The organism is Cellulomonas cellasea (assembly GCF_030372105.1).
Taxonomy (GTDB): Bacteria; Actinomycetota; Actinomycetes; order Actinomycetales; family Cellulomonadaceae; genus Cellulomonas_A; species Cellulomonas_A cellasea_A.
The window spans coordinates 127,242-150,159 of the sequence record NZ_JAUDBQ010000004.1; the positions used below are offsets into that span (position 1 = coordinate 127,242).

Here is a 22,918-nt window from a genome sequence, read left to right on the forward strand (position 1 = left end):
CCGACATCCTGACTAGTCACTCCCCACAGCGAGCCGGGCGTGACCCCAGGGTGGCGCCATGGCCCCCTGCGCCTGGCCGATCGTCACTTGACCGGGACGAGGCGCGCACGACGAGCGTCGGCTCGGCGATGTCGCGCTGCGGCGCCTCGCCGCCGAGCATCGACAAGACGTGCCGCATCGCGGTGCGTCCCATCCACTCGCGCGGCTGGTCGACGCTGGACAGGCCCGGACGCATGAGCTCCGCGAGTTCGGTGTTGTCGTATCCGACCACGGCGAGGTCGCCGGGGACGTCGATGCCCTCGTCCGCGGCGCGCGCGAGCAGGCTGACAGCGAGCCGGTCGTTCGCGGTGAAGACCGCGGTCGGTCCGGCGGGGGAGCGGACCGCGTCGACCAGACGCCGGATGCCGTCGTCGCGCTCGTCGAATTCGAGGCCTGTCGCCCCGGACGTGGCCCGGTAGGAGTCGCGTCGTGCGACTGCGGCGGGGCGGTCTGAGGCGTACAGGTACGCGATGCGCGTGTGGCCGGCGGAGAGCAGGTGCTCGACTGCCAGGCGGGCGCCTGTCTCGTCGTCGTTCGAGATCCACCCGGCGGTGTCGGGGACGGTGGCGGGCCGGCCGACGACGACGAGTGGGAGCCGCCCGGCGACGTCGGCGAGGTCGCGCTCGCCAAGGCGGGCGGTCACCGCGATCACCGCGTCCACGCCCAGCCCGACGAGGTCGGCGAGCCGTGCCCGCAGGATGCCCGGGTCGTTGCGTCCGTGGCTGAGGATGACGCCGTATCCGGCCTCGGCGGCGGCGTCCTCGATGCCGTTGACGATGTCGGTGTGGTACGCGTTCCGCAGGTCGGTCAGCAGCACGCCGACCAGGTTGCTGCGGCCGCTCGCCAGGCGTTGCGCCCAGCCGTTCGTGCGGTACCCGAGTCGGGCGGCGGCCTGCTCGACCAGCCGTCGGCTGTCGGCGCTGACCCCGGCGTCACCCCGCAACGCGGCTGAGACCAGCGACTTCGACACCCCGGCGGCGTGGGCGACGTCGATGATCGTGGGGCGGTGTGGGCGGGGCATCGAGATGTTCCTATCACGCGCTCGCGCGCGCGACCCTGGCGGCCAGGACCGCGTCTGGAACGTTCCAGTTCCGTTCACCTGCCGGTGGCCTTCGCGACATCGGCGGTCCCTAGCGTCTGTGCCCGTGACCTCCCTCGACGCGCATGCGACCAGCATCCGGAACGTTCCAGACGCGCTCCTCCTCGACTTCGGAGGGGTGGTGTTCCAGACGACCAAGGTTCCCGACGGGCGCCGACGTCTCGCCGAGGCCATCGGCGCCCGCCTGGCACGTGCCGTGCTCCCCGTGGACGTGGACGCGCTGCACGACTCGGTCAACGCGGGGCTCACGGCCCTCAAGCACTGGAAGCACGCGCAGAGCCGGCGTCGGGCGCCGCTGGAGCTGGCGCCCCGGGAGATCGTCGGGGACTTCCTCGCGTCCGATCTGCCGGCCAGCGCGCGTGCCCTGCTGATCGCCGAGGCGTCGGACGTCCTGCTGGACGTCACCACCATCCTGTCCGAGCACCACCTGCGCCCCGGCATCATGCGGCTGCTCGACCTCGCCGATGCTCACGGCATCCCGGTCGGGATCGTGTCGAACGCCCACTCCGGACGCTCGCACCGCCAGGTGCTCGCCGCGCATGGACTGCAGGACAGGTTCGCCGTGCAGTGCTACTCCGACGAGGTCGGGCTGCGGAAACCGCATCCGGGGATCATCCACCTGGCCGCTGCGGCGCTGGGCACGACCGCCGACCGCTCCTGGTACGTGGGTGACACCCAGGACCGTGACGTGGTCGCCGGCAGGCGGGCCGGTGTCGGGGCGGTCCTCCTCACGCGCAGCCAGCACACCGACTCGCCTCCGTTCCTGGTCGCGGAGCGCGCCGACGCCACGTTCGACACGCCCGAGGGCCTTGCCGACGCGCTCGGCGCCGCGATCCTGGCGGGTGAGCGGCCTCGTCCACGGCCGGCCACCGGGGATGGCACGGGCGGGTCACGCCCGGCGCTGCTGATCGACCACGGCGGTGTCATCTCCGACTCGCAGGACGATCCAGCTGCGATGCGGGAGTTCGCCGCGTGGCTGGCGGGCCTGCTGCGGGACACGGACGCCGACGCCGTGCTCGACCTGGTCGCATGCGCACGCGCGGTGCACCGCGCGTGGAAGGCCGAGGCCGTCGAGCGGTTCGCGGCCGGTTCCGGCTCGCTGCCCGAGGTGGACCCCGTCGTGTTCTGGCGCGACTGGTTCGGCGCCTCGCTGGATGCGCGCCAGCAGGCGGTGCTGGCGGCCGAGGCGCACGACATCATGGCGCGCTTCGGGCGCGCGAAGTCGCGCCGGGTGCTGCGCCTCGGGGTGCGGGACCTCCTGGAGTCGTGCCGCGACCAGCGGATGCCGGTCGTCGTCGTGTCGAACACGATCAGCGGGCGCGCGGTCCGTGCCGAGTGCGCGGATCACGGGCTGGGCCACCTGATCGGGGCGTACGTCTGCTCCGACGAGGTCGGAGTGCGCAAGCCCGACGTGACGATCGTGCGTGAAGCGCTGCGCATCGCCGACGCGGACCCGTGGCGCTCCTGGTTCCTCGGTGACAAGCCCCAGAACGACGCCGCGGCCGCCCTGGCCGCGGGGATCGCGCACCGCGTCCTCGTCCGCGGCGGATCGACCGACGATGCCGACCTCGACGCGGCGGTCGCGACCGGTCTGGCGACCGCCGTCGTGGACACCCCCGGCGACCTGCTCGCCCTCCTGCAGCTCGCGAGCCCCGCGCTCGTGCCCTGATCGACGTCCGCCCTGCCCCTCAGCACCAGGAAGGCCACATCATGTCCACCACCCAGGCGCCAGAGCGCCGCGGCGCACTGCGCGGCATCGGCTCCGCTCGGACGTCGACACCGCAGAACCTCATGGTTTTCGTGCTCTCCATGGCGCTCTTCGGCCTCGCGAACATCCTGCTCGAGGTCATCCCCGACGTGACCATCGGCCCCGTCGACGTGTCGGTCGCGTACTTCGTGTTCGTCCCGCTGACCTTGGCGGCGTTGCTGAACCCGTTCTGGGCCGCGCTGGGCGCGCCGCTCGGCGAGATCGTGTTCACCGACCTGCTAATGGGTGACTTCTCGGGGCTGTCGGAGCTCGAGGGCTTCATCCAGATGTTCCTGGCGATCTACATCGCCGGCTCAGTCCTGCGCAACCCGCGCAGCCGGCCGCAGATCTGGCTGGGCGCGCTGCTGATCGTCGGCATCGACAAGTTCCTGTCGGCGGCCGTCGACCTCGCCAAGGTCTGGGTCGGAGTCGAGGACGCGGAGTTCGTGCAAGGGCTGCCGCAGTCGATCCTGCTGCTCGAGGGCGTCGGGTTCGGCGTCGACCTGATCGTCTCCGGGATCCTGTTCGGCGCGCTGCCGGCGATGTGGCTGATCCCGGCGCTGCATGGCCGCATCGAGCCGCTGCTGGGCATGCGCCCGCGAGCGCCGGGGGAGCCACGTCCCGGGACGGTGCCGCGGGCGGGCTGGTTCGTTGTCGCTGCCGCGCTCGCGTCCCTGCTGTCGTTCGTGTTCGCGTTCCTCGAGGCGTGGGACGTCTCGATCGGCGCCGTCGAGTCGGACCTGCGCGGCCAGCACGGCGACGCGTTCCTGTGGGTGGGCGTCGGCGCGGTAGTCGTGGTGCTCGCCTTGGCCGCGATCCTGTTCTCCGTGTGGCGGCGTCGCCGCGCCGACCGATGACCGGCGGGACGCGGCAGCCCGCCGTCCCGGCGATCGAGGCCAAGGCGCTCAGCTTCCGCTACCCGGGGGCGGACACCGACACGCTGCGCGATGTGGACCTGCGGATCGAGCGGGGTGACTTCGTCGCGGTCGTCGGCGGCAACGGGTCGGGGAAGACCACCCTGTGCAAGACGTTCAACGGCCTGGTCCCGCACTACTGGTCGGGCGAGTTCGCCGGCGAGGTGCGGGTCGGCGGCGTCGACACATGGGAGTCGTCCGTCGCGCAGCTGTCCAGCTCCGTCGGGTACGTCTACCAGGACTTCCAGAACCAGTTGGTGCGGCCGACCGTGCGCGACGAGGTCGCGTTCGGGCCGATCAACTTCGGGCTGGCGGACCATGCCGAGCGCACCGCAGAGGCACTGCGGATGGTCGGGATCGCGCACCTCGCGGACCGGTTCGTCTGGCAGCTGTCCGGGGGACAGGCCCACCTGGTGGCCCTGGCGTCTGTGCTCGCGTTGCGCCCCGAGGTGGTGGTCGTGGACGAGCCGGTCGCCGAGCTCGACCCCGCGGCCGCCGTGGAGATCTACGAGCGGCTGACCGACCTGAACCGGCAGCACGGCATCACGGTGATCACGATCGAGCACCACGCCGAGTTCGTCGCGCGGTACGCGAAGTCCGTGCTGCTGATGAGCCAGGGCGCGCCGGTGTGGCACCTGCCCACCGCCGAGGCGCTCGGCCGCGCGGACGAGCTCGCCGAGCACGGTGTCCCCGCGCCGCAGATCGTGGCGGGACTGCACCGAATCGGGGTGTCGGGGGTGCCGCTGTCGGTGGCACGCGCCGCTGAGCTCGTGCGCGCGGAGCAGCACGCAGGATTCGTGCGCCCGGTCGAGGTGGCGACGCCGGTGGCCGACGCCGGCGCCGCACTCCCGGAGCCGCGCGCGGTCGCGGTCGCACGGGGCGTGAGCCACGGCTATCGCGACGTCGGTGGTGGTCTGCACCCGGTGATCGACGACCTGTCCGTCACGCTCCGCGAGGGCGACCGCGTCGCGCTCGTCGGCGGCAACGGCGCAGGTAAGACCACGCTCATGCGCCTGCTCGCGGGAATCCACGTCCCGCGGGGCGGCACTGTCGAGCTCGACGGGGTCGACACCCGCAAGCAGCGCGCCGGACGGCTCGCCGAGCGAGCGGCCTACCTGGCCCAGCGGCCCGAGCGGATGTTCCTCAAGGCGTCCATCCGCGAGGACGTCGCCCTGTTCCCGGCCGGACGGAGGGCACCCGACGTCGACGCCCTCGTCGACCGGATCCTCGCCCGGGTGCGCCTGACTGAGCACGCCGACCGGGACGGGCGCACCCTCTCAGGCGGGCAGCAGCGGCGCGCCACCCTGGCCATCGGCCTGGCCATGCGGCCCGCCCTGCTGCTGCTCGACGAGCCCACCGCGAGCCTGGACGTCAGCAGCCGCGACGACGTCATCGCGATGCTCGCCGACCTCGCCGACGACATCGCCTGCACCGTCGTCGCCACCCACGACATGCACCTCGTCGCCGAGTGGGCGAACCGGGTGCTGGTCCTCGACGCCGGGCGCGTCATCGCCGACACCACACCCCGCGAGCTGTTCGCCGAACCGGGAGTGCTCGCGCCCGCACACCTGGTGCCGCCGCAGATCACCCAGCTCGGGCTCGCGCTCGGCCTCGACCCGCTGCCCCTGACAGTCGAGGAGTTCGCCGCGCACTACGCGCCCGCACCCGTTGGAGCCCTGACGTGAGCATGACCCGCACGCACCACGACGTGCTGTCGGTCGAGTGGATCAAACTCGAGCTGATCCGCACCGCCTACTCCACCCGCGGTGGCCTGTTCGTCGCGATGGACCCGCGCGCCGTCATCGGCTGGTACCTGCTGATGGCGCTCGCCCCGTGGCTCACGCACAACCTCACGACCCTCGCAGCCCTGTTCGTCCTCGGGGCAGTCGCCGTCACGCTCGCCCGGGTCGGGCCGCTCGTCCTGGGCCTCTTCGTGATCGGCCTCGGCTTCGAGCTGCTCTACCTCGCGCTCGCGGCGACCCTGTTCGGCGGCGACCTCACCACGGTGGTCGCGCTGCTCGAGGTCACCGCCAAGCTCGGCGTGCTCTCACTGGCGAGCCTCGCCGCGTTCGTGTCCCTCGACCCCGAGAAGCTCTCCGACGCGCTGCTCGCCCTGCGGTTCCCGCCCGCGGTCGCATTCGCCGTCTCCTACGGCTACCGCATGATGCCGATCCTCGTCGAGGAGTTCTCGACTGTCGTCGAGGGCTACCGGCTGCGTCAGGCGCCGCCCACCCGCCGGGGAATCCTCGGCTGGCGAGCACTCGTGCACTGGGTGCTGATCACGATCCGCGCGTTCTACCCGATCTTCCTCAACACCGCGAAGTCCGTCCGGACCACCGTCGAGGCCCTCGAAGCACGCGGGTTCACCTTCGCGACAATCGACCCCCGTGGGCGGGCGATCCGCATCGGGTCGCTGCGGTTCGGGCGGGTCGACGTCGGCGTCCTGGCGGCGACGGCGCTCCTGATCGGCGCCTGCTACTGGGCCGGGGCCACGTGGCCGTTGCATAGGGGATGAGCGAACGGCTGTCCGGCGGCAGAAGAGCACCGGCCGACCCGGCTCGGATGGCCGAGCCCTGGGTGCACCGCCTGGTGAAGGGCGGTGCAGCCCTGTACGTGGCGTCATCATTGCGGGTTAAGCGCTCACGGGAACAGCCGTGAGCGCGGACGATCAGCGGGATACACGCCGTTGCTCGCCGTAGCGCATCTGCGTCTCGTCGCCAGGCTCTGCGCGCCAGTCGGAGGGCGACGGCGCGTTCACACGGCGACGTGTAGTCAAGCGTGCGACGGGTGAGGCGATCGCGGAGTGGTTCACCCGTTCGGCGGCCCCCGTGCCGTGATGTCGGCGTTCACCGAGATCATCACACCATGTCGATGGGATGGTCCTGGACGCTGATTGCCGCTCTGATCACGATGGGAGGCACCGTTCTTCAAGCTCTCTCAGCCTTCGCTGAGATGAGAGAGCAGGACATGGAGGTGCTCAGAACAGCCGTGATCGTTCGCGACCTGCGCGACGAGAAGGGATGGTGGCGCCCGATCGCCAGCTTCAGGCAGCGACGGCTGGTGAGGACGTTGCTTGCCAGCAGCCCGGTGGAGAAGACGGCATACGACAGGGTGAACCGGATGCTCACGTCCTGGTCGCTGCTGGCCACGGCATCGTTCATGGCAACGGTAGGCCTGCTTCTCGACGTGTGGGCGTGACCGTGGCCGCGCAGAGTGTGCCGCTCGGGGTGGTGCGTCGAGGTGTTGAGGGGCGTCGAGGGTCTGGCAGGGTCGGCTGAGAGCAACGGGCGGGGTGCAGGCGCTAATCAACGGCGCGCCCGGAGCCCGGATGGCGCCGAGGTGGTCGGCGCAACCGCTCGCGTCCCCGCCGGCGGCGGGTCGAACGCCTCGAGGCGAGGCCCTCTCGCTTCGCGCTTTGACAGGGGAGGCCCGTCCAGCCGGCCGAAGGTCCCATACGCCCTCGTCCTGCGATGACGATGAGTCCTCACGGCGCACTTGGCGCCCGACTCGATGGGAAGGGGCGTAGATGCCAGAGCCGACAAGGCGGCATTCGAACGCGACGAACTTGTCCGACGAGGGGTGGACCGCGCCGGCAACCGTGCTTCTTGGCACCCCGCTGCTGGTGAAGACCGGTTTGGAGTACTTCGGGATCGAATGGGATCCGGCGGCGCCTGGAAGTAGCGAGGTTGTGGATGGCCCGGGGCTCTACGCCTGGGTCATCGCACCCCCCGGTCCTGACTCTGCGGCGCTGCTGCGCAGCCCTGCGATCTACTGGGGCAAGGGCACTAGCGTGCGCGGCGTGGCAGAGCGAGTCGCGAACGAGACTCGGTGGGTGGCGGCTCGCCCCCTGATCGGGCACGGCCTGGCGATGGCCCGCACTGGCGCCCGCCCTGTGGTCGGGCACGTCCGAGTCTGCCAGGACACGCACGCCTGGGAGTCGGTCATGACGCCAGACGTGCCCGTGGACGCCGTCGCCGTCGCTGCCCCAAAACTTGAGGCGTTCGCCGCAGGACTGCGAGACCCCGAGCGCATGCTCACCCTGGTGGAGCGGTTCGCGATCCGTGCCGCGTTGTGTGCTGGTGACGTCCCCGCTCCGGTGAACTCGCAGTACGCCAGCGCGTGGGAGCTCAGGGAAGGAGACACCGAGCTTGCCGACCTGGCCGCGTGGTACGTCGTGCGGCACATGGCCGGGGGCATCCGAGGCTGGCTTTAGGACATCGAGCCAGAGGATCCGCCTAGTGGCGAACACCAACCGCTGGGACCGTATCCGCGAAGTTCGTGCTTCCCCGGGTGCTGGTCGGGCGTCCCGCTGCTCGATGTACACAACACGTGCAAACCGCGATTCCGGTGGTCACACCCTCGATCTGGCTCCCGCGGGCCGTCGCGTCCAGGTGATCGAGCAGCCCATCGCCTGCTGGCCGACACTGGCGTGAGCCCAAACAACCCGCTGAGGGGCGGCCAGGTTGGCCTGCGGCAGGGGAGTGGACCGGGGGTGCATGCCGGGAACCGTCTGGCGGCGCCCGGGCGGCGCAGCCGCCGCACCCGGCTGTGGCGAAAAGTGTGCCGCCCCCGCCGCCACGAGGGCGACGGGGGCGTCATCACTGCAGGTCAGACGCTCACGGGAGCAGCCGTGGGCGCGGGCGATCAGCAGTCGTAGTAGAGCTCGAACTCGTGCGGGTGCGGCCGCAGGCGGATCGGGTCGACCTCGTGCGAGCGCTTGTAGTCGATCCACGTCGAGATCAGGTCGGGGGTGAACACCCCGCCGGCCGTGAGGTAGTCGTGGTCGGCCTCGAGGTGGTCGAGCACCTCCGAGAGCGAGCCCGGGACCTGCTGGATGAGGGCGTGCTCCTCGGGGGGCAGCTCGTAGAGGTCCTTGTCGACCGGCTCCGGCGGCTCGATGCGGTTCTGGATGCCGTCGAGGCCGGCCATGAGCATCGCCGCGAAGGCGAGGTACGGGTTGGACGACGGGTCCGGCACGCGGAACTCGATGCGCTTGGCCTTCGGGTTCGAGCCGGTGACCGGGATGCGGATGCACGCGGACCGGTTGCGGGCCGAGTAGACCAGGTTGACCGGGGCCTCGAAGCCGGGGACCAGGCGGTGGAAGGAGTTCACCGTCGGGTTCGTGAACGCGAGCAGCGAGGGAGCGTGCTTGAGCAGGCCGCCGATGTACCAGCGGGCCATGTCGGACAGGCCGCCGTAGCCCTTCTCGTCGAAGAACAGCGGCTTGCCGTCCTTCCACAGCGACTGGTGCACGTGCATGCCCGAGCCGTTGTCGCCGAAGAGGGGCTTCGGCATGAACGTCGCGGTGCGGCCGTTCGCGTGGGCCACGTTCTTCACGACGTACTTGAAGAGCTGGATCTTGTCGGCGGACTTGCCGAGCTCGTCGAAGCGGTAGTTGATCTCCGCCTGGCCGGCGGTGCCGACCTCGTGGTGCGCGCGCTCGACCTGCAGGCCGAGGGCGTCGAGCTGCAGCGAGATCTGGTCGCGGATGTCGGCGAACTGGTCGACCGGCGGGACGGGGAAGTAGCCGCCCTTGTAGGGCGTCTTGTGCCCGAGGTTGCCACCCTCCTCGACGCGGCCCGAGTTCCAGGCGCCTTCGATGGAGTCGATGTAGTAGTACCCGGCGTTCTGCTTCGTCTCGAAGCGCACGTCGTCGAAGATGTAGAACTCGGCCTCGGGGGCGAAGAACGCCGTGTCCGCGATGCCGGTGGAGCGCAGGTAGGCCTCGGCCTTGGCGGCGACCTGGCGGGGGTCGCGGCTGTACGGCTCGTCGGTGTACGGGTCGACGATGTGGAAGTTGACGTTGAGCGTCTTCTCCGTGCGGAACGGGTCGACGTAGGCCGTCGTGACGTCCGGGATCAGCTTCATGTCGGACTCGTGGATCGCCTGGAAGCCGCGGATCGAGGAGCCGTCGAACATCTGGCCCTCGGTGAAGAAGTCCAGGTCGAGGGTGCCGGCCGGCACGTTGAAGTGCTGCATCGTGCCGGGCAGGTCACAGAAACGCACGTCGACGAACTTGACGTCCTCGTCCCTGATGAACGCCAGGACCTCTTCTGGCTTGTTGAACATCCGCTGCTCCTCGGGTTTGTCGTGCCCTGATCGGGCGTGTCGAGGCTAGGCCCACGCCGTTACTCGACTGTGTGCTGCCTGTTTCGGGGGTGTTACGCGACACCCCCTGGTGTAACGATCGCGCGGCGGACCCCTGTCGCCGGAGATCGTCGGACCGTCTCCTCCCGCTGGTTAGGCTAGCGGTGTGGACGCACGTCAGAGTATGGGGTCATGGCTCGAGGGCGGGCCGTCGAGGGGTGGCGGCGCGTACCAGGGGGCCCGGTTGGGGCTCCCGCAGGAGGGGGCGAACTCCCTGGCCCCGCTGGGGCGACGGGTGCTGGCGCTGATCGTCGACTGGGTCGCGTGCGTGGCGATCTCCAACGCGTTCTTTGACGGGCATCCGATGGCGACGCTCGGGGTGTTCGCCGTCGAGAACATCCTGCTCGTGAGCCTGTTGGGCACGACTCTGGGGCATCGCCTGCTGGGCTTGCGGGTGCGGCGGGTCGCGGCGCCCGAGCGGCTGGGCCCGCATCCGAGCGGTCAGGAGCCGCTCGTGGACGCCGGCCCGGCGGTTGTCCCGGGGTTGTTCTCCGGCATCGTGCGCTCGGTGCTGCTGTGCCTGGTGATCCCGGTCGTCATCTGGGACGCCGACGGCCGCGGCATGCACGACAGGCTTGCCGGCACCGCCATCGTCCGGCGCTGACCGCTCAGCCCCCGTCGAGGAGCGCGTCGATGCGGCGGAACGGCGCCCACGCGCCAGCCTCCGACGAGGTCACGAGCGCGACGGTGACCCCGCTTGCGGGGTAGTGCCGCAGTATCGCGCTGGCGCCGGCGTTGATCCCGTCCTTCGAGTACGACCGCACTGATCCGTCGGGCAGCACGACGAACTCGAGTCCGAACCCGTACCGGACGGTGCGCCCCTCCGACTCGTGGTGCGTCACCTGCGGGGTGAGGAACGCGGCAGTCATCTCGGGCCCGAGGAGCTCACCGCCGCGCACCGCGTCGAGGAATCGCACGAGGTCGCGCGCGGTCGCGTGGGCGCCCCCGTCGGGGGAGCCGATCGGCGGGTAGCAGAAGATGTTCGAGCGCCAGCCGGTGATGGCCCCGTCGTCATCCCGCACGGGGTCCCAGCCCTCGGCTACGTCGGGCACGGCGTCCCGCATGTCGAAGAACCCCGAGGAGTGCATGCCGGCGCGGGCGAAGACGTGCTCGCGGACGTGGTCCCGGTACGGCGTGCCCGTGGCCGCCTCCAGCGCGAGGCCGGCCAGGACGTACCCCACGTTGCAGTAGCGGCAGCCCTCGCCGGGGGCGAAGTTGGCGGGCTTGTGCGCGAACTGGGGGAGGAAGTCGGCGGTGGTCGTGACGGTGTGGCAGGGACGGTCGAGCCACAGCGCCTCGTAGGACTCGCCGGCCTCCTCGTCGGCGTCGTCGCCGATGCCCGACGTGTGGGTGAGCAGATGCCGCAGCGTCACCGTGGGCGCGATCGTCGTGCCGGAGAGGTCGATGGCGTCGGTGATCGGGGCGTCGAGGTCGAGCCGGCCGGCCTCGACCTGCTGGAGCACCGCCACCGCCGTGAACAGTTTGGTGATCGAGGCGATGTCGAACCGGGTCGCGGTCGTGACCGGGGCATGCCAGCGGCGCGACGTCACGCCGTAACCGGCGTCGAGCAACGGCTCGGCGCCCTGGGCGATGTGGACGGCTCCGGAGAAGCCGTCCTCCGCCGCCGCTGCGGCCAGCAGGTCGTGGATCGCCTGGATCGACGCGGTCGCAGGCATGGTGGCGCTGGTCAGCGGGGTGTCGGGCATCCGGTGAGCCTAAGCAGCGCCGTCAGAGGACGCCACCGGATTCCTGGGGACGGTCAGCGGCCGCGCATGCCCTTGCGGTCGGGGCGCGCGCGCATCGGGTCGACGCCCTTGGGCACCGGCAGCCGGACGGCGCCGAGTGCGGTGAGTCGCTTGAGCACCTCGCCGGTCTCCTGCTTGGTCAGCGTCGGCTTGAGCTTCTGCACGGCGCGCGGGAGCTTGCGCAGCGGCACCTGGCCCTCGCCGTTGCCCGCCTGGATGAGCGTGATCGGCACACCGGAGAGGACGCGGGCGGTGCGCTTGCGCTCCGACTCCAGCAGCTTCTCGATGCGCGGCGCCGGACCCTCGCCGACCAGCACCACGCCCGCGCGGCCGACACCGCGGAACACGAGGTCCTGGGTGCGGGGGTCGACGGCGACGGGCTCCTCGGGGAACGTCCACCCGCGGCGGATGGTCCCCAGGGCGGCGCGCGCAGCGCCCGGCTGGCCCTCGATCTGGGTGTACGCGGCGGCCTCGGCGCGACGCGCGAGGATGAACATCGCGCCCAGCACCGCGAACGGCAGGCTGACCACCAGCACGTACACGGGGTGGTTGATCAGGATGCCGATGACGGCGCCCAGGGCCACGATGCCGAAGAACACCGCCAGCACGAGCCAGGTCACCGCCGGGTCGTTGCGGCGGGTCATCTGGTACGCCTGCCAGACCTGGTGGTACCACCGGGTCTTCTTCACCTTGGCGGGGGCGGGATTGGTGTCACGGGCCATGACGTTGGAGTCTACCGACCGTCCGAGGGAGATCGGGACGCCTCCGCCGCGCAGGCCGGCCTTTCGTCGAGGTCAGCGAGCCAGCAGGCTCGACGCCTCCTGCCGGGACGCCCGCTCCTCGCCGAGGTGCGCGAGGGCTTCGGGGATCTCGTGGCCCTTGCGGCGCATGGCCTGGCCCCACAGGCGCCCAGCCCGGTAGGACGAGCGCACCAGCGGGCCGGACATGACCCCGAGGAAGCCGATCTGCTCGGCCGTCTCGGACAACTCCACGAACTCCTCGGGGCGCACCCACCGGCTGACCGGGTGGTGGCGCACCGACGGGCGCAGGTACTGGGTGATGGTGATGAGGTCGCAGCCGGCGGCGTGCAGGTCGGCCAGCGCCTCCTTCGCCTCCTCGATCGTCTCGCCCATGCCGAGGATGAGGTTGGACTTGGTGACCAGCCCCGCCTCACGGGCCATCGTGATGACCGACAGCGACCGGTCGTAGCGGAAGCCGGGCCGGATCGTCTTGAAGATGCGCGGCACCGTCTCGACGTTGTGCGCGAGCACCTCGGGGCGCGACGAGAAGACCTCGGCGAGCAGGTCCGGGACGGCGTTGAAGTCGGGGATGAGCAGCTCGACGCCGGTGCCGGGGTTGCCGGCGTGGATCTGGCGCACCGTCTCGGCGTAGAGCCAGGCGCCGCCGTCGGGAAGGTCGTCGCGGGCGACGCCGGTGATGGTGGCGTACTTCAGGCCCATCGCCTGCACGGACTCGGCGACGCGGCGCGGCTCGTCGGCGTCGAAGTCCGCGGGCTTGCCCGTGTCGATCTGGCAGAAGTCGCAGCGGCGCGTGCACTGGTCGCCGCCGATGAGGAACGTCGCCTCCCGGTCCTCCCAGCACTCGAAGATGTTGGGACAGCCGGCCTCCTCGCACACCGTGTGCAGGCCGCCGCTCTTCACCAGCCCCTTGAGCTCGGTGTACTCCGGGCCCATCGTGGCCCGCGTGCGGATCCAGTCGGGCTTCTTCTCGATGGGGGTCTCGGCGTTGCGGGCCTCGACGCGCAGCATCCTGCGTCCTTCGGGAGCGATCGTCACGTTCCTCACCCTACGACAGCGGCCCCCGCTGGGGCGGGAGCCGCGAGGAGTCGCCCGTCACATGGATGTGCTGGTCACCTCGGTGGTGGACGTCGCGCCAGCGGGTCCTCGCGGGGACAGCAGGCCGGCCGCCGCGACGAGGGCCGCCGCCATGAGCGGCACGACGAAGACCGCCGGGGCGCCCGCCTGGTCGGCGACGGAGCCGGCGACGGCTGCGCCGAGGGCCACGCCGACGACGTTCGCGCTCACGAGCATGGTCATCGCCGTCCCGGCTTGGGCGACGGGGACCAGCGAGCCGCCCACCGAGAACAGGGTGACGAGCGTGGGGCCGACGAACAGGCCGACCACGGCGAGCACCGCCGCGAGCTGGCCCGGCCCGTCGGTGAGCAGCGTCGCCGCGGTGGTGAGGGTCAGGCCGGCTGCTCCGGCCACCCAGCGGGTGCGGTAGCCGATCGTGTCGGGAACGGCGACGAGGGCGAGCGCGGTGATCGCCGACCCGACGCCGAGCACGGCGTAGAGCAGCCCGGCGATGCCCGCCTGGCCCGCCGCCTCGGCGACCGCCGTCACACCGGCCTGGGTGCTGCCGAAGAAGACGCCCACGCCCAGCATGCCGACCAGGGGCAACACGAGCCGGCGCAGCACGCGGGGCGAGCCGTGCCGCGTGCTGCCCGAGACTGGGCGGGCCCGGCGGGTCGGGGCGTTGGCGGTCGGGTGCAGGGCGAACGCCAACCCGAACGTGGTGACCAGGCCCGCGGCGACGAGCAGGGCGATGGCGGGGCTGCCGGCGGTGGCGATGACGCCGACCAGCGCGGGGCCGAGCACGAAGGTGATCTCGTCGACGGTGCTCTCGTAGCCCATGGCCGCGCCGATGGTCTGCGGCTCGTCATGCATGAGAGCGATCCAGCGCACCCGCGCGAGGGCGCCGACCTGGGGCGCGCTGGCGCCGAGCAGGAAGCAGGCGGCGGCGAGCACGGCACGGTGCGCGCCGCCAGTGGCCGCGAGCACGACGAGCACGGCGGCCACCGCGTTGAGCATGCTCGCGACGATCAGCACAGGGCGTTGCCCGAGGCGGTCCGCGAGCTTGCCCTGCACGGCCCCGAAGGCCGCGGTGCCGAGGGACGCTGCCGCGGTGGACAGCCCGGCGGCCGCGACGGACCCGGTGGTGGCGGTCACGAGGACCATCACCCCGAGGGTGTTCATCGAGAAGGGGAGTCGCGCCAGGAAGGCGATGGGGAGGTAGGCCCGGCCGCTGAGCGCGGGAAGGCTGCGGTAGGCGGCGAAGGCGCCCGCTGTGGTGGAGCTCTGGTTCATGGCCTCGGCGATGCGTGAGGGCACGCCGACCCACCCGTTCCCGGCGCGCACCTGACCCTGAGCACCTCGATGATACCGGGAGCCCCGGGCGCCTCGGTGATCTGCGGGGTGGCGCGTGTCCCCGCTGCGCACAGCGGCGAGGACGATTGTGAGGACCTCTGGCCTAGCGCGTCGGGTCCTCACCTGTGCACCCTGTTCCTGGGTGACGTCGCCCAATCGAATCGGCACGGAGGTCCTCTTGCGCATCTTGGTGAGCGTCGCGTCACGGCACGGAGCGACACAGGAGATCGGGACCGTCGTCGCCGAGGTGCTCGCCGAGGCGGGGCACGAGGTCGACGAGATCGAGCCCGACGACGTCGGCACCCTGGCCCCCTACGCGGCGGTGGTGCTCGGCTCGTCCGTCTACAACGGCCGGCTCGCGGCGTCGCTGCGCGAGCTCGTGGACCGTCAGGAGGGCGCGCTCAGCGCCCGGCCGGTGTGGCTGTTCTGGTCTGGCCCGGTGGGCGAGGACGCCACGCCGCAGGAGCCGGACGACGTGAGGGACGCCGCGCGCCGCACGGGCGCCGTCGCGCCCCGCTGCTTCCCGGGCCGGCTGCGGCCCTCCGAGCTCGGCATCGACGAGCGGGCGGTCGTCGCGCGAATCGACCCGGAGCCGGGCGACTTCCGTGACCTCGACGATGTCCGGGGGTGGGCGGGGACGATCGCCGAGCAGCTGCTGAGCCCGCGCGGCCCCGGCGGCTGAAGGCTGCTGACTTCGGTTCGGCCCCGCGTCAGGCGGGTGGGAGCGGCGCGGCCAGCTGCGGGCCGAGCACCTCGACGAGGTGGTGGCGGACCAAGGGCAGCGCCTCGGCGATCGAGACCCGCCTGCCCGTCTCCAGGGACAGCGACGTGACGTCGGCGTCCGGGATGCCGCACGGCACGATGCGCTCGTAGGCGCCCAGGTCGGCGTCGCAGTTCAGCGCGAAGCCGTGCATGGTCACGCCGCGCGCCACCCGGACGCCGATGGCGGCGACCTTCCGCGCCCGGCGCGCAGGGCCGTCGCCGGGGCCAATGGCCGGATCGGCGGGGAACCACACACCGCTGCGGCCCTCGACTCGCTCGGCGGCGAGGCCCAGGTCGGCGCAGGCGCGGATCAGCGTCTCCTCGAGCGCCCGCACATACTTGACGACGTCCACAGGGCTGGGCAGCCGCACGATCGGATAGCCGACCAGTTGGCCGGGACCGTGCCAGGTGATGCGCCCGCCGCGGTCGACGTCCACGACGGGCGAGCCGTCGACGGGGCGGTCCCAGGACGCCGTCCGGCGCCCGGCGGTGTAGACGTCCTCGTGCTCGCAGAGCAGCACGGTGTCGTCCCGCTCGCCAGCGGACACCGCGGCGTGCACCTCGCGCTGGAGGTCCCAGGTCGGCTGGTAGGGGAGGAGGCGCGTCCCCAGGTCGAGCTCGACGAACTGCATGCGGCCAGGCTAGCCCTGGCGGGGCGCGGGCCCGGCGCCCGGTCGCGGGCTGGGCACGCCTGGGCCGGCGGGCCGGGCGACGATGGCCAGGAGCTCGCGCAACTGCTCGACCTGCTCGTCGGTCAGGCCGCGGGCGGTCATCTCCTCGGCCGGGGCCGGGTCGGCGGCCACCGCTGCCGCGTCACGCCCGGCGTCGGTGACGGCGATCACGTGCCTGCGCCGGTCGCCGCTGTGGGCGCTGCGGCTGATGTAGCCCGTGCGCTCCATCTTCGCGAGCACCCGGCTCATGGTCTGCTCCGTCACGCCGCAGGCGTTCGCGAGTTCGCGCTGGGAGTGCGGCCGGCGCATCAGGTGCACCAGGACGGGCAGGCTGGCGTGGTTCAGCTCCCACCCGGCCAAGTGGGCGTTCCACTCGCGCTCGACACGGCGGGAGGCGGCGGAGAGCAGCCGGCCCAGCGGCCAGTGGCGCATGTCGGGGGAGCCCATCTGGTCCCACGGCATCGCGCCCTCGGCGGGTGGCTCCTGCTGCTGCGACAGGGGCTCGGTGGCCATCGGCTCGCGTCCTTCCGAATTGCGCATCGGCGACCGACCCCGCCATAGTACTCAGCATGCTGAGTAAAAGCGCAGGGGCCGTCGTCCGAGCTCTCGTGATCGTCGCTGTCCTCGCCGCCTGGCTGGCCATCGGCGGTGCGGGGGGGATGGCTCAGGGACGCCTCTCGCAGGTCCAGACGAACGACACGGCAGCCTTCCTGCCGTCCTCTGCGGAGTCGACCCAGGCCGCCGAGGCGGGTCAAGGTTTCATCGACAGTGAGACCCTACCGGTGCTCGTCGTCATGACCCCCTCAGGCGGTGGCGACGTCACCGCCGCGCAGGTCGCAGCTGTGCAGCAGTACCTGCAGACCTTGCCAGAGACACCCATTCCGGGCGCCGACGCGGCAGCAGGCGACCCCGCGACGTTCGCCGACGTCCTGGCCGGCCCCACCGTCGCCGTCCCGTCCGAGGACGGCAAGGCGCTGCTCATCCCGTTGTCCCTCGACGCCGCCGCCACCGAGGAGCCGCTCGCCGACGGCGAGGGCGTCACCGGCGCAGTCGTCTCCGAGCTGCGGGCCTCGCTCGCCGAGGAGTTGGGGGCCGCCGCCGACAGCGCGGGCGAGCTGGGGCTCCATGCCTGGGTCACCGGGCCCGGCGGCTACGTGGCCGACCTCGTCGAGGCGTTCGGCGGCATCGACGGCGTGCTCCTGCTGGTCGCCCTCGGGGCCGTGCTCGTCATCCTGATCCTCGTCTACCGCTCGCCGTTCCTGCCGCTGATCGTCATCCTCTCGGCAGTGTTCGCGCTGTGCCTGGCCGCGCTGGTGGTGTACAACCTGGCCGACGACGGCGTGCTCGTGCTCAACGGGCAGGCGCAGGGCATCCTGTCGATCCTCGTGGTGGGCGCCGCCGTCGACTACTCGCTGCTGCTCGTCAGCCGTTACCGCGAGGAGCTCCGCCGCGTGCCGAGCGCCTACACGGCGATGGCACGAGCCGTGCGCGGCTCCATCGAGCCGATCGCGGCGAGCGCCGGCACCGTGATCGCCGGCCTGCTGTGCCTGCTGCTCTCCGACCTCGGGTCCAACCGGAGCCTGGGCCCGGTGGGGGCGATCGGCATCGCCTCAGCGCTGCTGGCCACGCTCACCCTGCTGCCCGCGCTGCTGCTCATCCTGGGCTCGCGCTCCCGCGGGCTGTTCTGGCCGCGCAAGCCCCGGCCCGTCGAGGGCGCGGCGAGCGGCGACGTCCCGGCGCTGCGGCCCACCAGCGAGGTGCTCACCGGGCTGTGGGGCCGCCTGGCGCGCTTCGTCGGCGCGCACGCCCGACCCGTCTGGGCCCTGACCGCGCTCGTCCTCGTGGGCGGCGCCGCGTTCCTGCCCACCCTGCAGGCCAGCGGCACCAACCAGTCCGACGTCTTCCTCACCCCCGTCGACTCCGTCGCCGGCGAGGAGGTGCTCGCCGAGCACTTCCCGGCCGGCGTCGTCCAGCCCGCCATCGTGATCGCGCCCGAGGGCGACCTCGACGCCGTCGTCGCGGCGGCCGAGGGCGTCGAGGGGGTCGAGTCGGCCACGCCCGTCTCGGCTCAGGACACGGGAGCGCCCGCGGGCGGGGCAGCGGGCGGGGGCGCGGCAGCCGAGCCCCGCGTCGTCGACGGCATGGTGAAGGTCAACGTCGTCACCTCCGCGGGATCCGACACACAAGCCGCCGTCGAGACCATCGAGCGGCTGCGCGACGCGGTGCACCAGGCGTCGCCCGACGCGCTCGTGGGCGGGGCCGCGGCCGAGACCCTCGACACGCAGATCGCCGGCGCCCGCGACCTCAAGGTCATCGTGCCGACGGTGCTCGCCGTCATCTTGGTGATCTTGGTCATCCTGCTGCGCGCCCTCGTCGCGCCGCTGCTGCTGGTCGTCGCGAACGTGCTGTCCTTCGCCGCGGCGCTCGGCGTCTCCGCGGTGGTCTTCAACCACGTGCTCGACTTCCCCGGCGCGGACCCCACAGTCCCGCTGTACTCGTTCGTGTTCCTGGTCGCCCTGGGCGTCGACTACTCGATCTTCCTGATGACGCGCGTGCGGGAGGAGACCGTGCACTTCGGCACACGTGAGGGCGTGCTGCGGGGCCTGGCCGTGACCGGCGGCGTCATCACGTCGGCGGGCGTGGTTCTGGCGGCGACGTTCGGGGCGCTCGGCATCCTGCCGCTGCTGTTCCTCGCCCAGCTCGCCTTCATCGTGGCCCTCGGCGTGCTGATCGACACGCTCATCGTCCGCAGCCTGCTGGTGCCCGCGCTCGTGCACGACCTGGGCCGCGTCGCCTGGTGGCCGAGCCGGCTCGCCCGCGCCGATGTCGAGGCCGAGGCGATCGCGGCGCAGGGGACGGAGGGCGCCGCGCCCGCCTCCAGTCGCTAGGCGCGCCGCCCCGCGCCGCCGCCTAGGGTGAGCGCATGGGCGACACGATGCAGGTCGGGCTGGTCGGATACGGGTCCGCGGGGCGCAAGATCCACTCACGGCTGCTGCGCGAGGCGGGGCTCCAGGTCACGCATGTCGTCACCCGGAGCCCCGAGCGGTCCGCCGCGGCCCGCGAGGACTGGCCCGGCGTGACGGTCGTGCCCAGCGTGGACGCGCTGCTCGAGGACGCGGCCGCGCTCGACCTCGTCGTCATCGCGAGCCCCACCGCCGAGCACGCCCAGCAGGCGCATGCGGCGCTCGCGGCGGGCCTGCCCGTCGTGGTCGACAAGCCGCTCGCCACCACCACCGAGGCCGCGCGCGCCCTCGCCCGGTGCGCCGAGGGCTCCGGTGGGCGGCTCACGGTGTTCCAGAACCGTCGCTGGGACCCTGAGCAGCTCACGCTCCAGGCGGTCATGGCCGCGGGCGAGCTCGGCCGGGTGCACCGGTTCGAGCGCCGCTGGGAGCGGTGGCGCCCGGAGCCGCAGCACCGCTGGAAGGAGCAGGACCTCATCGGCGGCGGCCTGCTCCTCGACCTGGGGGCGCACCTCGTGGACTCGGCCATGCAGCTCTTCGGGGCCGTGACCAGCGTCTACGCCGAGCTCAGGTCGATCACGACCCCCGCCGAGGACGATGTGTTCCTGGCGCTCACGCACAGGTCGACCGACGGTGGGCCGGCTGTCATCAGCCACCTGCAAGCGGGCGGCCTCACCGGCGCGCCCGGCCCGCGCACCCGTGTGCTCGGGGACAAGGGCGCCTTCCTCGTGACCAGTTACGAGGGGGAGCCGACGCCCTTCGAGGTGCTCGACGAGACATGGGTCCAGACTGGCGGCGGCGACCACGAGGGCTGGCTGGTGCGCGGCGCCGAGCGGATCGCCGTGCCGCGGGCGCCGGGCGGGCATGAGGACTATTACCGTGCCGTGCAGCGCTGGCTCGACGAGGGCGCCCCGCCCCCGGTCGACCCGTGGGACGCGGTGCGGACGGCCGCGGTGCTGGACGCCGCGCGGGTCTCTGCCCGCGAGGGGCGCGTCGTGGCGCTCGGGCCGGCGACGAGCGGGCCCGCGACGGGAGGCTGAGCCTCCTCGGCCTGTGGACAGCGTGGTGTGAGGGGGCTCCACACGGTTCGATGGGGCGCATGCCCACGTCACGTCCCACCGGCGCCGCCGAGCCGCCCGAAAGGGTCGATCCCGCGCTGGCGGCCGCCCTGCTCATGGCCGGGTACCGGGCGCTGGGCCCGGTGGGCCGAGGGAGCGGCGGCCCCGCGTGGTCGGCCACCTCGCTCGACGACCCGGCGCTGCGCGTCGTCGTCCGCATGCTCGACCTCGCGCCCGACCCCCGACGTGAGGCCCGTCTGCGCCGCCTCATCGAGTTGCAGCACCCCCACCTCGCCCGGCTCGTGGCCGCCGTCCCGGTCCCGCCGAGCCGATGCGCCCTGCTGGTCGAGCACGTGCCCGGCCCGACGCTCGAGGCGCTGCGGGCGGCGCGCGGGCCGCTGACCTCCGGGGAGGCGGTGACGGTGGCCGTGCCGCTCGCCGACGCGCTCGCCGCGCTGCACTCGGCGGGGCTGGTGCACGGGGACGTCGCGCCCGCGAACGTGGTCATCCGGCAGGACGGCTGCCCTGTGCTGGTGGACCTGCAGGGCTGCGTGGTCGACAGCGGGGGCACAGCGGGTTTCACCGCGCCGGAGGTCGAGCGGGGCGGGGAGCCCACCTCGGCGTCCGACGTCCACGCGCTCGCGCAGACGGTGCTCGCCCAGCTCCCGCCGGACCGGCCCCCGGGGATGCCCAGCGCCGAGCTTGCCGAGCTGCGCCAGGTGCTGGCCGACGCCAGCGCCGCCGACCCGAGCGAGCGCCCACACGCCCGCGCCTTGGGCGACGCGTGCTTCCGGGTCGACGAGGCGCTGCCCATCGCGCTGCCCGACCCCGGGGTGCTCGCCCGCGCCGAGCTCGTGCGGCTGGGCGCCAGCCCCGGCCCGCGTTCGAGCACCCGGCCAGGCTCGGCCCTGCGCGGGCGGGGCGCGTCGCGGCACCGCGCCGACTCACGCTGGAAGTCGCCGGCCGTGGGGGCGGCGATCGTCGCGATCGTGCTGGGGGTGGGAGTCGTGGGCGTGGTCGCCGCGCTGCGCCCCGGGCCGGACGAGGCCGAGCGCACGGCGAGCATCGCGGTCGAGGCCGGTGCCGCTGCCACGGCGCCCGATATCGCCACCACCCCCGACCACTTCGCCACACCCGACCCCGCCGCAGCAGCGGAGCCCGACCCCGTCGCCGCGGCAGCCCCCGATCCCGTAGCCGCGGCGGTGGCGCTCACGTCCGCGCGGATCGCGGCGATCGCCAGCGGCGACCCGGCCAGCCTCGCCGCCGTGGAGGCCGCGGGGTCGCCAGCGCATCTCGCGGATCTCCGGCTGCTGGCCGATCTGGCGGCGCAGGGCCTGCGCGTCGTGGGCCTCGGCGTGCAGGTGCATGACGCGCAGGCGGTCTCCGAGCCTGTCGCCCGGGTGCTGCGGGTGGGCGGGGCTGCCGCGGGCCCCGCGCAGGACGCCGCACGGGTGCTCGTGACCTCGACAGTCACGGCACACCAGCGGGTGACCGCCGAGGGTGTGGTCCACGAGGACGTCGCGGCGGGGGAGCGCACCACAGTGGTGCTTGTCCTGCGCCTGACCACCGAGGGCTGGCGGGTCGCCGAGGTGGAGGCGGGCCCGTGAGGCCGGTTGAGGTCAGGCCTCGCCCGTGACGTAGCGGGCAGCCGAGGCGACATCCGGGTAGCGGGGGGTGAAGCCGCTCGCCAGCAGCTTGCCCGGGTCGGCGCGCACCGAGCCGAGCACCTCCTGGGACAGATCGCCCAGCACCAGGCGCAGAGCCCAGGCGGGTGGCTGGAGCACGGCGGGCCGGTGCAGCTCCGCGGCGATCGCCCGGGTGAGCTCGGCGTTCGGGGTGGCGGCCGTGACCATGTTCACCGGGCCCCGCACGGGCGCCGTGAGCAGGTGGGCGATGGCGGCGACCTCGTCGGGCAGGGCGATCCAGCTCCAGTACTGGCTTCCGGGGCCGAGTGGGCCGCCGATCCCGAGGCGCAGCAGGGGCAGCAGCCGTCCCAGCGCGCCGCCGCTCGGCGCCAGCACGATGCCGGTGCGCAGGTGGGCGACGCGGACGCCCGCGGCCTCAGCGGCCTGCGTCGAGGCCTCCCACTGCCTGACCACCCCGGCGAAGAACGTCTGCCCGAGCGGCTGCGACTCGTCGACCACCGTGTCGCCGCGGTCGCCGTAGGCGCCGATCCCGGAGGCCTGCAGCAGCACCGCAGGCGGAGTGTCGAGCGCGGCCAGCGCCTCGGCGAGCAGGGTGGTCGACCGGGTGCGCGAGGCCACCACCTCCCGCTTGCGGGCGCCGGTGAGCGGCCAGTCGCCGATATTCGCCCCGGCCAGGTTGACGACGGCATCTGCGCCCCGCAGGTCCTGGGCGTCGAGCCGGCCCGCGCGCGGGTCCCAGCTCACCTCGTCGGGCCCCTGGGCTGTGCGGCGGACGAGCCGGCGGACGCGGTGACCCTGATCGCGCAGCTCCGCGACGAGCGCCGTCCCGATGGGCCCGTGCGAGCCGGCAATGACGATCTCCATGGCCCCACCCTACGGACGGCCCCGCGCGGACGGTTGCGTCCCGGCCCGCGCCGCCGTGCGTCGTCGCCTGGGAATGCCGCTGCCCCCGGCAACCGGCAT

General features: G+C 72.7%; 20 protein-coding genes. 11 read left to right on the top strand and 9 right to left on the bottom strand.

What is annotated here, in order from left to right; genetic code table 11:
* Positions 1-16 precede the first annotated feature (16 nt).
* Positions 17-1,060 (bottom strand): LacI family DNA-binding transcriptional regulator, encoded by a 1,044-nt coding sequence (locus QUV83_RS05575; protein WP_289563187.1) that lies wholly within the window; start codon positions 1,058-1,060, stop codon positions 17-19.
* A gap of 124 nt (positions 1,061-1,184) precedes the next feature.
* Here QUV83_RS05575 and QUV83_RS05580 point away from each other — a divergent pair, with 124 nt between their 5' ends.
* The 6 genes from QUV83_RS05580 (at position 1,185) to QUV83_RS05605 (ending at position 8,012) form a co-directional block, all read left to right on the top strand.
* Entirely contained in the window at positions 1,185-2,807 is a 1,623-nt protein-coding gene (locus QUV83_RS05580) for an HAD-IA family hydrolase (RefSeq protein ID WP_289563188.1), read from the top strand.
* A gap of 41 nt (positions 2,808-2,848) precedes the next feature.
* The gene (locus tag QUV83_RS05585) at positions 2,849-3,742 is read left to right on the top strand and encodes a cell division protein FtsQ (RefSeq protein WP_289563189.1); all 894 of its coding nucleotides are present in this window, start codon (positions 2,849-2,851) and stop codon (positions 3,740-3,742) included.
* A complete protein-coding gene (locus QUV83_RS05590; protein ID WP_289563190.1) occupies positions 3,739-5,484 on the top strand; it encodes an ABC transporter ATP-binding protein in 1,746 nt (581 codons plus the stop codon). Before QUV83_RS05585 ends, QUV83_RS05590 begins: the two co-directional genes overlap by 4 nt.
* A gap of 2 nt (positions 5,485-5,486) precedes the next feature.
* Complete coding sequence (locus QUV83_RS05595) at positions 5,487-6,314, top strand: energy-coupling factor transporter transmembrane component T family protein (protein ID WP_289563305.1); 828 nt, start codon at positions 5,487-5,489, stop codon at positions 6,312-6,314.
* A 350-nt stretch (positions 6,315-6,664) separates the two neighbouring features.
* Positions 6,665-6,997: a hypothetical protein gene (locus QUV83_RS05600; RefSeq protein ID WP_289563191.1), complete on the top strand. Its 333-nt coding sequence runs from the start codon at positions 6,665-6,667 to the stop codon at positions 6,995-6,997.
* Positions 6,998-7,631: 634 nt separating this feature from the next.
* Positions 7,632-8,012, top strand: a complete 381-nt coding sequence (locus tag QUV83_RS05605; protein WP_289563193.1) for a hypothetical protein — start codon at positions 7,632-7,634, stop codon at positions 8,010-8,012.
* A 431-nt stretch (positions 8,013-8,443) separates the two neighbouring features.
* Here the strand turns inward: QUV83_RS05605 and glnA are convergent, their stop codons facing one another.
* Positions 8,444-9,868, bottom strand: a complete 1,425-nt coding sequence (glnA, locus tag QUV83_RS05610) for a type I glutamate--ammonia ligase (protein WP_289563194.1) — start codon at positions 9,866-9,868, stop codon at positions 8,444-8,446.
* Between the two features lie 184 nt (positions 9,869-10,052).
* Here glnA and QUV83_RS05615 point away from each other — a divergent pair, with 184 nt between their 5' ends.
* On the top strand, positions 10,053-10,550 hold the full coding sequence (locus tag QUV83_RS05615; protein ID WP_289563195.1) for an RDD family protein: 498 nt from the start codon (positions 10,053-10,055) through the stop codon (positions 10,548-10,550).
* Between the two features lie 4 nt (positions 10,551-10,554).
* Here QUV83_RS05615 and QUV83_RS05620 read toward each other — a convergent pair whose 3' ends face one another.
* The 4 genes from QUV83_RS05620 to QUV83_RS05635 form a co-directional block, all read right to left on the bottom strand.
* The gene (locus QUV83_RS05620; protein ID WP_289563196.1) at positions 10,555-11,652 is read right to left on the bottom strand and encodes a serine hydrolase domain-containing protein; all 1,098 of its coding nucleotides are present in this window, start codon (positions 11,650-11,652) and stop codon (positions 10,555-10,557) included.
* 53 nt (positions 11,653-11,705) lie between these two features.
* On the bottom strand, positions 11,706-12,413 hold the full coding sequence (locus tag QUV83_RS05625) for a DUF4191 domain-containing protein (protein ID WP_289563197.1): 708 nt from the start codon (positions 12,411-12,413) through the stop codon (positions 11,706-11,708).
* A gap of 72 nt (positions 12,414-12,485) precedes the next feature.
* On the bottom strand, positions 12,486-13,487 hold the full coding sequence (gene lipA, locus QUV83_RS05630) for a lipoyl synthase (protein WP_289563198.1): 1,002 nt from the start codon (positions 13,485-13,487) through the stop codon (positions 12,486-12,488).
* A gap of 57 nt (positions 13,488-13,544) precedes the next feature.
* Positions 13,545-14,822: an MFS transporter gene (locus QUV83_RS05635; RefSeq protein WP_289563200.1), complete on the bottom strand. Its 1,278-nt coding sequence runs from the start codon at positions 14,820-14,822 to the stop codon at positions 13,545-13,547.
* A 214-nt stretch (positions 14,823-15,036) separates the two neighbouring features.
* Here QUV83_RS05635 and QUV83_RS05640 point away from each other — a divergent pair, with 214 nt between their 5' ends.
* The gene (locus QUV83_RS05640) at positions 15,037-15,540 is read left to right on the top strand and encodes a flavodoxin domain-containing protein (RefSeq protein ID WP_289563201.1); all 504 of its coding nucleotides are present in this window, start codon (positions 15,037-15,039) and stop codon (positions 15,538-15,540) included.
* A gap of 28 nt (positions 15,541-15,568) precedes the next feature.
* Here QUV83_RS05640 and lipB read toward each other — a convergent pair whose 3' ends face one another.
* Both lipB and QUV83_RS05650 read right to left on the bottom strand, forming a co-directional pair.
* On the bottom strand, positions 15,569-16,252 hold the full coding sequence (gene lipB / locus QUV83_RS05645; protein ID WP_289563202.1) for a lipoyl(octanoyl) transferase LipB: 684 nt from the start codon (positions 16,250-16,252) through the stop codon (positions 15,569-15,571).
* A gap of 9 nt (positions 16,253-16,261) precedes the next feature.
* Positions 16,262-16,804, bottom strand: a complete 543-nt coding sequence (locus tag QUV83_RS05650) for a MarR family winged helix-turn-helix transcriptional regulator (RefSeq protein WP_289563203.1) — start codon at positions 16,802-16,804, stop codon at positions 16,262-16,264.
* Between the two features lie 56 nt (positions 16,805-16,860).
* On the opposite strand from QUV83_RS05650, the gene QUV83_RS05655 reads away from it, so the two are divergent.
* The 3 genes from QUV83_RS05655 to QUV83_RS05665 are packed head-to-tail and all read left to right on the top strand — an operon-like array spanning position 16,861 to position 21,916.
* A complete protein-coding gene (locus QUV83_RS05655) occupies positions 16,861-19,179 on the top strand; it encodes an MMPL family transporter (RefSeq protein ID WP_289563205.1) in 2,319 nt (772 codons plus the stop codon).
* Between the two features lie 35 nt (positions 19,180-19,214).
* Entirely contained in the window at positions 19,215-20,291 is a 1,077-nt protein-coding gene (locus QUV83_RS05660) for a Gfo/Idh/MocA family oxidoreductase (RefSeq protein WP_289563206.1), read from the top strand.
* A 59-nt stretch (positions 20,292-20,350) separates the two neighbouring features.
* Positions 20,351-21,916: a protein kinase domain-containing protein gene (locus QUV83_RS05665; RefSeq protein WP_289563207.1), complete on the top strand. Its 1,566-nt coding sequence runs from the start codon at positions 20,351-20,353 to the stop codon at positions 21,914-21,916.
* A 12-nt stretch (positions 21,917-21,928) separates the two neighbouring features.
* Here QUV83_RS05665 and QUV83_RS05670 read toward each other — a convergent pair whose 3' ends face one another.
* Positions 21,929-22,819, bottom strand: a complete 891-nt coding sequence (locus QUV83_RS05670; protein ID WP_289563208.1) for a TIGR01777 family oxidoreductase — start codon at positions 22,817-22,819, stop codon at positions 21,929-21,931.
* Positions 22,820-22,918 lie beyond the last annotated feature (99 nt).